Raw genomic sequence first — 12,994 nt, 5'->3', positions numbered from 1 at the left:
AACTTCCGTGAAGGTCTGAACGTACTCCAGTACTTCATCTCGACCCACGGTGCGCGTAAAGGCCTAGCTGACATAGCGCTGAAAACGGCCAATGCCGGTTACCTGACCCGTCGTCTGGTCGATGTGGCACAGGACTTGGTGATCACCGAGACCGACTGTGGCACCGAAAATGGTCTGACGCTGCACCCGATCATCGAGGGTGGTGACATCATCGTACCGCTGTCTCAGCGTGTACTAGGCCGTGTGGTTGCGCAGGACGTGGTTGACCCGAGCACCGAAGAGGTACTGATCCCGCGTAATACACTGCTTGATGAGAAATGGTGTGCATCGCTGGATACCATGGGTGTGGACGAAATTATCGTTCGTTCGACCATCACCTGTGATACGGCTCACGGCGTATGTTCCTCCTGTTACGGTCGTGACCTTGCCCATGGCCATCAGGTCAACATCGGTGAAGCGATCGGTGTTATTGCCGCTCAGTCGATAGGCGAGCTGGGAATACAATCCGTATTAGATAGTAAAAAGCGTTCAAGTTTTTTGCAGGTTAAGCAGCCTGTTTTTGATATTCAGGTGAAGCACGGCGGTAAAGTACGCCTGCATAACATCAAGCATGTAGAGCGTGCCGATGGCAAGCTGGTTGTTGTGTCTCGTTCAAGCGCCTTGGCGGTTGCCGATGACCATGGCCGTGAGCGTGAGTACTACAAGCTGCCTTACGGTGCTGAGCTTTCCGTACGTGACGGAGACGTGGTTGATGCCGGTGCGGTAGTGGCTAAGTGGGATCCGCACACGCACCCGATCATTGCGGAAGTAGAAGGTAAGGCGCAGTTCATCGATCTCGACGAGGGTGTCACCATGCACCGTAGCGTCGATGAGATGACCGGACTATCCTCTATCGAAGTCGTCGAATCGGCCGCACGCCCGATGGCAGGTCGTGACAAGCGCCCGATGGTGATGTTGAAAGACGCCGCTGGTGAGTACGTCTCTGTATCCGGTTCCAACACGCCGGTTCAGTACCTACTGCCAGGTAACTCGATCATCTCCGTGGAGGATGGCGCGACCATCGGCGTGGGTGAAGTGGTTGCACGTATTCCGGTAGAGGCATCCGGTAACAAGGACATCACCGTTGGTCTGCCGCGGGTTGCCGACCTGTTTGAAGCCCGTAAGCCGAAAGAGTCTGCCATTCTGGCGGAAATCAGCGGTGTGGTGAGCTTCGGTAAAGAGACCAAAGGGAAGCGTCGTTTGACGATCACACCGGAGTCTGGCGATCCGTTTGAAGCGCTGATCCCGAAATGGCGTCAAATCGCCGTCTTCGAAGGTGAAGCGGTTGAGAAGGGTGAAGTCATTTCGGATGGCCCGAGCAACCCCCACGATATCCTGCGTCTGCTGGGTGTCGCGGAACTGGCCAAATACATCACTGCCGAAGTACAGGACGTTTATCGTCTACAAGGTGTAGGCATCAATGATAAGCACATCGAAGTTATCGTGCGTCAGATGCTGCGTAAGGTAGAGATCACTGATTCTGGTGACTCTGACTTCATCACCGGCGATCAGGCAGAGCTCGTGCGTGTACTTGAGCAGAACGCACGGCTTGAGAAAGACGGTAAGTTCCCAGCCAAGTATCAACGCTTGCTGCTGGGTATCACCAAGGCCAGCTTGGCCACTGAATCGTTCATTTCGGCGGCGTCGTTCCAGGAAACGACACGCGTACTGACCGAAGCAGCGGTGACCGGCAAGCGCGATTATCTGCGTGGCCTGAAAGAGAACGTGGTGGTTGGGCGTCTGATTCCGGCAGGTACCGGTCTGACTCACCACGCAGAGCGTCGTCGCAAGCGCGAAGATGTTGAGTGCCTGCTCAATCCTTCAGCTTCAGAAGTCGAACAGGAACTGAGTGCTATGCTGACCGCGCTGGATTCTGATGATGAACTCTGAGTGTGTTATGCCCGGGTTGGTGAGTCTACTGCTGCGTTACACCAAAGCGCTGCATGCCCAGATCTCACAGTCGACATCACAGCCTGTGATGAGCAGTTGTGTCGCCTGTTGCTAAGCCTGGATCGCTTGTCGAACAGCGAGCCGCTTATGCCCCAGTAATTGATTGCCAACATGTTTGACGTTCACCTAGAGAGCGCCATCGAAGCGACTGATACGCTGAAAAAGATGGTTGGACTTATATGCACACGTGCTAAAAGACCGCTCTTGGCCGACAGCTGCATTTTGCTATCCGCATACGAATGGCATTGGCGTTGCTTAAGAAAATAGGTTATTAAAGCCCCAGTTATTTTAGGTGGCTTCCTGCGATGGGCATACGAAAAATAAGTGATCTCAAACCGGTTTTTAGCGGTGACAATGTTGTCGAGTGGCAATCACTTGCCGGCACAAGATTTCGCTACGAGCGAGATCGCTGTGCAGTGGGGCAGGAAATGGTGCCGGGGAGCGAAGCGTACGATTGGCACGTGCTACCTAAGAGTGACCTTAGCCATGCCAAGCGAATGGTATTTCGATTAATTAATGAAGATGAATTCTGAAAATCACGATAAAGAAGCATTTCGAAAAGTCGGCTTTACCCTCAATGCTGCTAATAACGGCAATCAATACGAAAATTGCGCTGTACTAGCGGAAGTAGGTGGCTCGGAGACTTCTTGTGTATCGTTACGAACGATGCAGACCCCTAGCAAAAACGCCACCTCAAACTGCCATTGAGTCGCCTCTTCTCATCGCAGAAGCGGTTATCGGCCTTCGTTAAGTCCGGCTTTATTAGTCTTACGAGGGGTTTGTAAGCGGATGGAAGACATCTTAGGGAGCAGGGATATCGGCTCGCAATGCAACGCTTCTGCAATCCTGTATAGCTTCTCTAAGGTGATGCTCACCTCACCATGCTCTATCTTCCCCATATAGCTACGATCAATGCCTGCTACTAATGCAAAGCGATCCTGAGAGAGGCCATTCGCTCGGCGCTTTTCCCTAATGTTTTTTCCGATAGCGACTGCCAGCTCTTCCATATCTGCCTCATTGGTCATGAGGCAGGACTATCGAGCGTTGCGGCCTATCAAGCCACGGCTTATAATCCGTATTTTCACTCCTTTGATGCCCATACCCATGTCCCGTAACCTCCCGAGCATAGATAGGCGAATCATTGAACTCTTACTGAAACCAGAAAATGTAACATTCTGCGTTCAAAGCCTTCGGGATCAGTACATTGAGCAATACGACGTAAATCCATTTCATAAAGCGCCACTGCGTCGCTTTATTTATGAGCGCGTAAGAAAGTTAATTAAGGCCCAATTTGTAGAGAAGGACAGTGAGGTAAAGAGCCGCGGTCAGAAGTACCATGTAAGCTCTATGTTGATAGAAGCTGATCTTGAGACTGATGAAGATGACTTTGCTTCATGGCTACAACGTACTCATCCTCAAACACCGAATGAGCCATTCATCAATGGTGCGAGCCAGTCAAATATCGAAGAGAACAGACAAGCAGTAAAGGCGCCTGCCGATAGCTACACGGTATTGGAAAAAAAGTTAAGTGAGGCGCAAAGCCGGTTTTTGGAAGCTTTAGGGGAAGTGGAGGCCTTCCAGCAGCTTATGAGGGACCATCCGGAGCTTAATAATTGCCTTTCAATTGACTACCGCAGTGCTCACGAGCGTAGCTCACGTCTTTTAGGCCATGTCAGTGCTTTAGAAAAGGCTATAAGCCGCCTCAGTGGCTCATGATTGTATTGCGGAAGTGGCAAGCGGACTGTTTAGACAAGGCCAAAGCACACTATCAGAGCCACCGTGATTATTTCGTTCAGGCAACCCCGGGTAGCGGAAAAACGCGTTTTGCTGCCGAATTGGCCAAGTGGTTGCTCGAAGAACAGCTTATCGACTTCGTTATCTGCTTTGCCCCTACGCGGGAAGTGGTTGCAGGTATGCAGCGCACGTTTTCGGCTGTTTTAGATCAGCGTTTTGGAAACGTCATTGCATCCGCAGGAGCCGCTTATACTTACCAGTCCATGGAATACCAACAGGAAGAATTTTGGGATATTTTTAAAAAATTCCGCGTATTAGCTATCTTCGACGAAATTCATCACTGCGCAGGTCATGATCCTCTCCTTAGTAACACATGGGGGCAGCAGATTATTCGGAATATCCAGGATCAAGCTACTTATACCCTCGGCTTGTCTGGAACCCCTTGGCGTTCTGATGACCTTCCTATCGCGTTGGCACGGTACTCTGATCCAGAAGGGCAGCTGATCTGTGACTATCGTTATGACCTACAAAGTGCTGTGAACGAGGGCGTTTGCAGAGCCCCACGGATTACGCTGATCGATAACCCTTTAATCAGGCTCGTCGAGGAAAAAGAAAACACTGAGTCTGTTCGAGGGTTTTCATGCTTCTCTCAACTACTCAGTGAGTCACCCGTTAGCTACGAAGACTTGTTGCGCCATGACGACATCCTCAATGCTGTGCTGGAAATAGGTATTCAGCAGCTGAATGAAACCCGACGAAAGACCCCTCAAGCTGGGGGGCTAGTGGTGGCAACGGATATTGAGCATGCCCACCAAATTGCTGGAATACTGAATGCTAAGCATCAAAGCTATGTTGTGGTCACCAGTAAAACACCTCGGGCTCAGCAACTAATCGACCGGTTTCGGCATGACAACACCTGCTGGATTGTAGCGGTTAGCATGATTTCTGAAGGCACAGATATACAGCGTCTTTCAGTTTGCTGTTACCTCAGTCGCATTCGTACCGAGCTTCACTACAGGCAGGTTCTTGGTCGCATCTTAAGAAAGATGGGTACTGATGACAGAGAGGCGTGGCTATACGTGATCGCTGAACCTACCCTGCGTAAATACTCGCAAAGAATCGCGAATGATCTTCCCGAGGATCAATCCACGCTGCAGGCAAAAAAGCTTAATGGCCGTCCGACCCAATCCCACGCTGAAAGTGCCAATGGCGATACCGAAGGCGCAAAAGAAAGTGAAGGTAAACCCCTTTCCGTTAAAGAGCAGAATGGAAAGAGCGAGCTGCAAGTTAATGAGGCTTCATTACTGACGCTGAGCTTTTCTCAATACTACCGGCAGTACCTCTTGTCGCTGATATAGCCACATCTACCCTCATATACCAGTTCCACCTAGCGCAATGAGCATTGACAGAGCAGCCTCAAACAAGCGGAAGCGCTCCCATTCCATGCGAATGAAAATACCCTTGTGTGTATCGACTGACCGCCGCACCGGCAGTTTATGGCGTGACTAAAAAGTTAAGTTTTGAAGCCTAAATTCGTCTCATAAACTTAAAATTTAACTAAAGTGCCAGTTTTCTACAGAAATTGAGCGGGATTTTTTTCCAAGCGATGACTTAGGCTCCTTGTTTTGGGGCTCTCCAACCCACCCACCCATCAAAGTTAACGAAAAATTTATGGGATAGATCTGAGTATTGCGCCATGGAAATCCGTTAGGTTGTTGGAGAAAAGAGTCGCAGCTGTGTGCTGGCATAGGGCTAAGATGATAGTGCTCAGCGCAGGTAAAGGCCAGAAGCGTAGAAGATAAGTCTTGTGTATGCGTTGATCAGCAGCTTAGTGAAGGCTTAGTGCGTGAGTCACTAGACGTCGTAACTAAGCTGCCAATCAATGAAAGCGGTTGAGGCGATCAGGTTATTCCTCTTCATCCCAATCATCTTCAATAGCGCGCTGCAAACGGCGCTCCTCGAGCCATGCTTCTACTTGGCGGCGGGCGCGAAGCGTATCTGCTTTGCTGGGTTTGCTTTTGCCGTAGTGGTCATCGTTAACAGCGTCTAAGTTATCGAACTCATCTGCATCGATTGCATCACTGGCATAAGATTCACGATTTAAGGGGTCACGGCTCATAGTATGCCCTCCAACCCAAGCCGGCGCACCGGCATCACAACGGCTTCTTCTTTCAATCGATAGATGAAACAAGAAGCGCCTGGCGCTTTTATGCGCTTAGCCGCTATATACCGCCACTTAGGTTGAAGTTCAAGCCCCTGAGGCTACTTTTTGTTTATTCTGCTAGCTCTTGGCGCTTTTGAATGGCTGCCAATGCTTGCTGTGCTTCTACGCGTTCCGTCACATCTTTCTGTACGCCGATGTAGTACATCAAGTTATCAGCTTCGTCATAAACGGGTGTAATAGAGAGCTCGTTCCAGAACATAGTGCCGTCTTTGCGATAATTACGCAGCACTTCACGAGAAGGGCGACCCTCTTTCAGCGCTTCCCGGATAGAGACCAGTGCATCTTGGTCACGGTCTTCATTTTGTAAAAAACGGCAGTCGCGATAAAGAATTTCATCTGCACTGTAGCCGGTGAGACGTTCGAAGCCTTGGTTGACGTAAATCAGAATGTTTTCATCGCCTTCTTGCTCTGCAACGACGATGCCATCCTCGGAGGCGTCAATAATGCGTTCGAGTAACACAGGGCTGATCAAAGGAGATCGTTTCATCAATGGGTTCCTGTTGCTGCTCTCGTTCTTCCGAAGCTATGCGCTGTCCATCAACGCGGAGCTAAGCGGCATTTCATATTGCTTAATAAAGGTAGAATAGCAAAAACCCAGCTAATCACCGCTAATTACCTACCATCATGGCGAGCGTTGTGATGCATTGCAATCGACAGCGCTATTCTGCCTCAGGTAATCGTTGGGCTGATAACATGGCACCGAATGCTGTCCCAGCAAGCAGAATAGCAGCGGAGCGCTACCAGGCCATTTGGCCAATCCACCAATTATCCCGCCTACCTTGGTCATTGCGTTCCCTTGGCAGTTGCTAATGTAAGGTGACAGAATGAGAAACAAGGATGCCACATTAAAACGTTTAGGAACCTCTGTATGTCACGCATTCAAATACGTTACTGCACGCAGTGCCAGTGGTTGTTACGCAGTGCTTGGTATGCCCAAGAGCTGCTTTCAACCTTTGGCGAAAGTCTTGCAGAGGTTGCCTTGTCTCCCTCTCATGGTGGCACCTTTGAGATATGGTGCGACGAGGCGTTGCTATGGGAAAGAAAGCGCGATGGTGGCTTTCCAGATATCAAGGTCCTAAAGCAGCGCGTGCGGGATAAGGTCGAGCCAGCCCGGGATTTGGGGCATATCGACCGATGAACCAAGATCGTCAAGCGATACTGTATGGTCTTGGAGCGGTGGCGCTATGGTCGACAGTTGCTACGGCTTTTAAGGTCGCTCTTGCCTGGATGAGTCCGCTAGAGTTGATGTGGCTCGCGGCCCTTGTATCTTGGGCATTCATGTTTGTGTTGGTAGTGAAGCAAGGGCATTTAACAGAAGCCCTTCGCCATGGCTGGCGAACCGCTGCATGGGCTGGGTTGATGAATCCTGTTGCCTACTATCTAGTGCTGTTTGCCGCTTACGATAGGCTGCCTGGGCAAGAGGCAATGGCACTCAACTATACTTGGGCGCTGGCAATGGCGCTTCTGGCGGTACCGATCTTAGGGCAACGGCTCACGCGAGTGGATGTGGTCGCGGGGCTCATTGCCTACGCGGGGGTCTGGGTGATAGCAACCCGCGGTAATGTTTTCAATGTAGATTTCGCAGACCCCCTTGGAGTCGTGTTTGCACTTGTGTCGACGCTGTTATGGGCGCTCTACTGGTTGCTCAACGCACGGGATGAAAGAGCGCCCTTGGTCGCACAATGGCAGAACTTCAGCGTCGGCTTGCCTGTTTTAACGCTGCTATTAATTGTCGGGCCAGGGTTCAGTTGGCATGGCTGGCAAGCTTTAGGCGCGGGTGTCTACGTGGGTCTTTTCGAAATGGGGGTCGCTTTTATTCTTTGGCAGATGGCGGTTCGCAAGGTCTCGCGTACGGCCAAGGTGTCTAATCTGATATTTCTTTCGCCGCCTATTTCGCTGCTACTGCTCTATCTGGTTGTCAATGAGCCATTGTTGGCATCCACGTTGGTAGGGTTGATGCTGATCCTTTCAGGGCTAGCGCTGCAGCAGCTGCAATCTTCGAAAGCCTAGCTCTTGGAGCTTAAGGGGGGGGGGCGGAATAGCCCTATTCCCACAGATATTTCTCACTGATTTGATTAGCAGGTTGTTGAACGACGCTGCTAGCAAGTGCAGGTACCGAGTGTTTTTGGCCAGCCCACGATAACGAGCCTTTCGCTTTTTGTTCTGGTACTCAGCTTCGGAGAAGGTGATCTGATCCATGACAGTACTGAAATCTATGCAAGACAATGGCCGCATTATCGCTGATGTTAGGGTTTTTCTCAGAGCCTCTTTAAGATTAGTGGCTTAGAAGCGCTAGCGTTAAACGATAAAAAGGAACTGTCGTTGTCTCATTTGGCGGATGCTTGAAACACGCTATCGAGCAGAGGTTCAAGTGCTGGCCAAACGTTGTCTAAAATAATGGGTTGAGCTGCTGCGGTGGGGTGAATGCCGTCATCTTGCATCAGTTGCTCGTTAAGCGCTACGTCTTCCAACAAGAAGGGCACGAGAGGTACGTCATACTCATCAGCTAACGAATGAAAAACACCGGTAAAGGCATCACGGTAGGCTTGGCCATAGTTGGGCGGAATATCAATGCCGAGAAGCAGTACGTCAGCACCTGCCTGTTGGCTTTGTTCAATCATGCCAGCTAGATTAGAACGCATTTGAGCAGGCGGAAGGCCGCGTAATCCATCGTTGCCGCCAAGCTCTAACAGAACGATATCAGGCTGTCGTTGTCCGATAATGTTAGCTAATCGTTGTGCACCACCGGACGTCGTTTCACCGCTGATACTGACATTGATAACCTGGGCTTCACTATCTAGCCGCTCAGCCAATAACGTTACCCAACCCATTTCTTGCTCTATACCATAGGCGGCACTAAGACTATCGCCCATGACTAAAAGTGTTGGGCGTTGGTCGGCGCTGAGTGCTGGTGCGCTAAAGATGACTATCAGTGCCAGCAACCCTCCGGTTACCATGCGGTTCAGTCTTTGCCTCGCTATAGGGATGCCATGCTTCATGTCTTACTCCTCTGATCCACAAGCCAATTTGGATCCAAAAGCCCACTTGGACCCAACCGCTAATTTGCCAACCGATGCTGCCTCTTCGCATCAGCCCACCACCGACACCATCACCGCTAGTAATGTTCCTCACAAGCAAGCTCACCAGCCAGTCCTGCATGCTGAGAAACTATCTAAACAGGTGAGGAGCGGAGAGCGTTCGCTAACTATCTTACACGACCTTTCGCTCAGCGTGGCCGCGGGAGAAAGTGTTGCCATTCTTGGTAAAAGCGGTGCTGGTAAGTCGACCCTGCTAGGGTTATTGGCTGGGTTGGATACGCCCAGTGATGGTGAGCTCACGCTATTTGGCCAGCCGCTGAGCCGAATGGATGAAGATGGGCGTGCAGCGTTGCGTGCCGGAAGAGTCGGTTTTGTATTCCAAAACTTTCAGCTACTACCGACGTTAAGTGCATTAGAAAATGTGCTACTGCCGTTGGAGTTGTCTCCCAGAGCGGGAGAAACTCAGGCAGCGGCTCAATGGCTTGAGCGAGTCGGACTGGGTGAGCGCACAGAGCATCTGCCTAAACAGCTTTCGGGAGGCGAGCAGCAGCGCGTTGCCATTGCTCGCGCATTCGTTACCGACCCTGAGCTAGTCTTTGCCGACGAACCAACAGGTAACCTTGATCCCGATACGGGCGCACAGATTATTGACCTGCTTTTCACGCTGAACCGTGAAGCGGGCACGACGCTAATTTTAGTGACCCACGACCACGCACTTGCCCGCCGCTGCGACCGGTGTTTGCGCCTGGCTAACGGGCAGTTGATGCCGTTCGAGCCAACCGCTGCTGCCAGCGGGGGTGGCGATGAGTGATATAAACTGGCGGCTTGCGGCACGTAGTTTGAAGCGTGACCTACGTGCCGCTGATGTTCGCGCGCTGTTTGTCGCGCTGGTGTTGGCAGTTGCCGCTTCTACCATGATCGCCTTTTTTTTAGATCGCCTGGAACGTGGGTTAGAGCGCCAAGCAGGTCAGATGCTGGGTGGCGACTTAGTTCTTGAGCAGCGCGAGCCATTCTCTGAGGAGCTACGCACCACGCTAGAGCAAGCGGGTTTTACGCTGAGTGATCAGGTTGATCTGGTGTCAATGATTAGTCGTGGTGAGCGCTTCCAGCCAGCTAGCTTGAAAGCGGTGGATGAAGTCTATCCTCACTATGGCGTTTCCCATGTGGATCGTGGCAACGGGGTTGAGCAGATTGCATCAGGTCCGCTGCCTGGGGAAGCCTGGGCAGACCCGCGGTTAGCGCAACTGATTGACATTGCGATAGGCGACCGTGTTCAAGTAGGCCAAACAGAACTTCTTGTTAGTGGGATTATCGAGCGCGAGGCGGATCAGTCGGCTGGTTTTAGTAATTTCAATCCTCGTTTAATGCTCAATACCGCCGACTTGGAAGCAACAGGATTGGTGCAGTTAGGGTCACGGCTCGAGCTTGAACTGCTTGCTGCTGGGCCTCCTACAGCACTGGAGCAAGTACAGGGCTTGCTGGCCGAACTAAAACGTAATGGGGTAGACGTACGTGATGTACGTGTTGACCGTCCTCAGTTAGGCAACGCGCTTCAACGCGCTGAGAGTTATCTTGGGCTTGCCGGATTGGCGGCGGTATTATTAGCGGGCGTCGCGGTGGCTATGTCGACTCGTCGTTACGTTGAACGCCATCTAGACACCGCGGCGTTGCTGCGCTGCTTCGGCGCTAGTCAATATCAACTGGTGACTATTTTTACCCTGCAACTAATGGGACTCGCACTGATGGCCGCAATTATTGGAGCGCTGTTAGGGCTTATTGGTCAGGCTGTGCTGCTGTGGCTGTTAACAAGTTTTCTGCCTATGACTTTACCACCCCCCGGCATTATGCCGCTCTGGCTGGGCATTTTTACTGCACTTGCGGTACTGGTTGGTTTTGCTGGCCCCACACTGTTACGCATTAAGCGTGTTAGTGCGCTGAAAGTGTTGCGTCGTGAGCTTGACCCACTACCACCGTCTGCTTGGTTAGTAGTGGGAGTGGCGAGTCTAGTGTTTGGTGGCCTGTTGTGGCTTTACTCAGGCAGTTTTTCGCTTGCACTGGCTTTACTCATTGGCGGTGCGGCCCTGTTAGGGCTTCTATGGATGGCTAGCACGCTGTTGCTAAACGGCCTGTTGAAAGCTGTTCAACGGCTTTCCGGTGGAAGTGAGTGGGGCCAAGCGTTTCGGTTGGGCGGCAGGCAGCTGGCCCGCCGAAAGCAGGCAGGGCTTGGGCAACTGCTGGCGTTTTCGGTCACGTTTTTTGCGATGGCGATGATCGTACTGGTGCGGGGGGATTTATTGTCCACCTGGCAAGATCAGTTGCCGGCGAATACCCCTAACTACTTTGCTATCAATATTCAGCCCAGTGAGCGAGATGCCTTCGAAGAGGCGGTTGCTCCGCGGGTGGAGACCCAAAGCACGCTGTACCCAATGGTGCGCGGAAGAATCAGTGCTATTAACGGTCAGCCGCCGATAGAAGCCGTTCCGCCTGATGCCAGAGGTGATAACTCGCTGCGCCGTGAACTGAATCTTACCTGGCAATCAGAGCTGCCCGAAGGTAATCAGGTCGTCGCCGGAGAGTGGTTTTCACAACCGCGTGAGCCACAGGGGTGGATGAGTGAGGTGGAGGCCACGCCTCAGGAAGCTGCTAACGTTGTGCCCATCTCGGTGGAAGATGGACTAGCAGAGCGCCTTGGCCTTGGGTTAGGCGACGAGCTAACGTTCTCCGTCGGCGGTGATACCATCACTACCCGTATTGAGAGCCTGCGCAGCCTTAACTGGGATAGCTTTAACCCAAATTTCTTCGTTATTTTTCCACCGGGCGTGCTTGAATCGTTTGGCCATAGTTTTATCACCGCGTTTCACTTGCCAGAGCAAGAACAGAGCTTAATCCGACAATTAGTCAATGATTTTCCAGGTGTCTCACTGCTCAACGTGGATGCCATCTTAGGCCAAGTGCGCGAGGTGCTTACCCAGGTCACCCGAGCAGTGGAGCTAGTGCTTATTCTGGTTCTGATGGCTGGCGTTAGTGTGCTTTATGCAGCACTGACGGCTAGCCGGCCGGTACGCGCCCATGAGAGCGGCTTGCTGCGTGTATTTGGTGCAGGTAACCGAATGATTTCACGGGTACAAGGTGCTGAATATGCGCTGCTCGGTTTTGCCAGCGGTTTGATGGGGGCCTTCCTTGCAGAGTTTGCCACTGCCGCGCTTTATCTCTATTGGCTTGATTTAACACCGCGCCTACATGTGAGCTTATGGTTAGTTCTGCCCTTAGGGGGCGCATTACTGATTGGCATTATCGGACATGCCCTTTCTTATAGCCTGCGGCGTCAAGCGCCTGCGGCGAGTTTGGGGTTGCTTGGAGAAGCTTAACAGCACGTTGCCAAGTGCTATGCTTAGCGCTTCTCACAAGGAGGTCATGACATGCCCGTGTCTTTAGGTCATCGCCAGCTGACGGCTGGGGTTTCGTTGCTGCTACTTTCCGGTGCGGTGAATGCGTCGCCTCAGCAACTTGAAGCGGAGCTTCGCGAGCGGCTTGGCAATGAAGCGAGCGCATTCACAGTTGCCCAAGTGTATGAGCAGTCTGAGGCTGTTATTGCTGAAGACATTGCTATCACTTATGCCAATGGCGACGTGTTTACTATCGAACGCTATCTCGTTGAAGGCGACTATCATCGTCCTGATAACGTAGTTATTGATGGTATGGCCGTTAGCGAGGCTGGCAGCTCGCTGCCTTTTTTCAGCGTCGCCTCCATTGAACTGCCTAACGCAGTGCAAGCCGTGCCGTCGATTGATGAAATGAGTGCGCCAGGCATGGTATGGAAGGCGCTGAATGCGCGTGACATCACGCTAAACCTACAGGGTGAGGCAGCGGATGAGTTTTTTAGTGAGCTAGACTCTCCCCCGCTTGAGGGGCAGTTGCACATTGAAACGCTGACGCTTGAAGAGGTCAGCAGTAGCGCTATTGGCTTGTTCGATATGCAGGGCGTCAGTGCCGATTTTAATGACTTGGA

12 protein-coding genes and 1 pseudogene are annotated in these 12,994 nt (G+C 51.8%); 9 read left to right on the top strand and 4 right to left on the bottom strand.

The window, feature by feature from the left end; genetic code table 11:
- Together INT22_RS12930 and INT22_RS12925 are read left to right on the top strand one after the other, a co-directional pair.
- Positions 1-1,929 (top strand): annotated as a pseudogene (locus tag INT22_RS12930) (DNA-directed RNA polymerase subunit beta'); the annotation flags it as partial.
- 365 nt (positions 1,930-2,294) lie between these two features.
- Entirely contained in the window at positions 2,295-2,522 is a 228-nt protein-coding gene (locus INT22_RS12925) for a hypothetical protein (RefSeq protein ID WP_113269876.1), read from the top strand.
- Between the two features lie 201 nt (positions 2,523-2,723).
- On the opposite strand, the gene INT22_RS12920 is transcribed toward INT22_RS12925, so the two are convergent.
- Positions 2,724-2,996 (bottom strand): helix-turn-helix domain-containing protein, encoded by a 273-nt coding sequence (locus INT22_RS12920; RefSeq protein ID WP_193068351.1) that lies wholly within the window; start codon positions 2,994-2,996, stop codon positions 2,724-2,726.
- A gap of 97 nt (positions 2,997-3,093) precedes the next feature.
- Here INT22_RS12920 and INT22_RS12915 point away from each other — a divergent pair, with 97 nt between their 5' ends.
- Both INT22_RS12915 and INT22_RS12910 read left to right on the top strand, forming a co-directional pair.
- Positions 3,094-3,705, top strand: coding sequence for a hypothetical protein (locus INT22_RS12915; protein ID WP_146779533.1), 612 nt, complete (start codon positions 3,094-3,096; stop codon positions 3,703-3,705).
- The gene (locus INT22_RS12910; RefSeq protein ID WP_193068350.1) at positions 3,702-5,081 is read left to right on the top strand and encodes a DEAD/DEAH box helicase; all 1,380 of its coding nucleotides are present in this window, start codon (positions 3,702-3,704) and stop codon (positions 5,079-5,081) included. The genes INT22_RS12915 and INT22_RS12910 overlap by 4 nt, the downstream gene beginning before the upstream one ends.
- Positions 5,082-5,629: 548 nt before the next feature.
- On the opposite strand, the gene INT22_RS12905 is transcribed toward INT22_RS12910, so the two are convergent.
- On the bottom strand, positions 5,630-5,842 hold the full coding sequence (locus tag INT22_RS12905; protein WP_089039365.1) for a PA3496 family putative envelope integrity protein: 213 nt from the start codon (positions 5,840-5,842) through the stop codon (positions 5,630-5,632).
- Positions 5,843-5,996: 154 nt separating this feature from the next.
- The gene (locus INT22_RS12900; protein WP_193060335.1) at positions 5,997-6,434 is read right to left on the bottom strand and encodes a PAS domain S-box protein; all 438 of its coding nucleotides are present in this window, start codon (positions 6,432-6,434) and stop codon (positions 5,997-5,999) included.
- A 381-nt stretch (positions 6,435-6,815) separates the two neighbouring features.
- Here INT22_RS12900 and INT22_RS12895 point away from each other — a divergent pair, with 381 nt between their 5' ends.
- Together INT22_RS12895 and INT22_RS12890 are read left to right on the top strand one after the other, a co-directional pair.
- The gene (locus INT22_RS12895) at positions 6,816-7,085 is read left to right on the top strand and encodes a SelT/SelW/SelH family protein (RefSeq protein WP_193060334.1); all 270 of its coding nucleotides are present in this window, start codon (positions 6,816-6,818) and stop codon (positions 7,083-7,085) included.
- Positions 7,082-7,957 carry a DMT family transporter gene (locus INT22_RS12890; RefSeq protein ID WP_193060333.1) on the top strand — a complete coding sequence of 292 codons (876 nt, stop codon included), beginning with the start codon at positions 7,082-7,084 and terminating at the stop codon, positions 7,955-7,957. The genes INT22_RS12895 and INT22_RS12890 overlap by 4 nt, the downstream gene beginning before the upstream one ends.
- 317 nt (positions 7,958-8,274) lie before the next feature.
- Here INT22_RS12890 and INT22_RS12885 read toward each other — a convergent pair whose 3' ends face one another.
- Positions 8,275-8,946 carry an arylesterase gene (locus INT22_RS12885; RefSeq protein ID WP_193060332.1) on the bottom strand — a complete coding sequence of 224 codons (672 nt, stop codon included), beginning with the start codon at positions 8,944-8,946 and terminating at the stop codon, positions 8,275-8,277.
- Here INT22_RS12885 and INT22_RS12880 point away from each other — a divergent pair.
- The 3 genes from INT22_RS12880 to INT22_RS12870 form a co-directional block, all read left to right on the top strand.
- Positions 8,945-9,796: an ABC transporter ATP-binding protein gene (locus INT22_RS12880; protein ID WP_226912702.1), complete on the top strand. Its 852-nt coding sequence runs from the start codon at positions 8,945-8,947 to the stop codon at positions 9,794-9,796. The genes INT22_RS12885 and INT22_RS12880 overlap by 2 nt on opposite strands.
- Positions 9,789-12,353: an ABC transporter permease gene (locus tag INT22_RS12875; RefSeq protein WP_193068349.1), complete on the top strand. Its 2,565-nt coding sequence runs from the start codon at positions 9,789-9,791 to the stop codon at positions 12,351-12,353. The genes INT22_RS12880 and INT22_RS12875 overlap by 8 nt, the downstream gene beginning before the upstream one ends.
- A 51-nt stretch (positions 12,354-12,404) precedes the next feature.
- Positions 12,405-12,994 (top strand): hypothetical protein (locus tag INT22_RS12870; protein ID WP_193068348.1); only part of this gene is annotated, 590 nt, incomplete at its 3' end.

The sequence above is a fragment of the Halomonas sp. 3D7M genome, from assembly GCF_014897885.1.
Classification (GTDB): Bacteria; Pseudomonadota; Gammaproteobacteria; order Pseudomonadales; family Halomonadaceae; genus Vreelandella.
The sequence above is the reverse complement of the archived record's forward strand: the minus strand, read 5'-3'. Positions and strand labels throughout refer to the sequence as shown.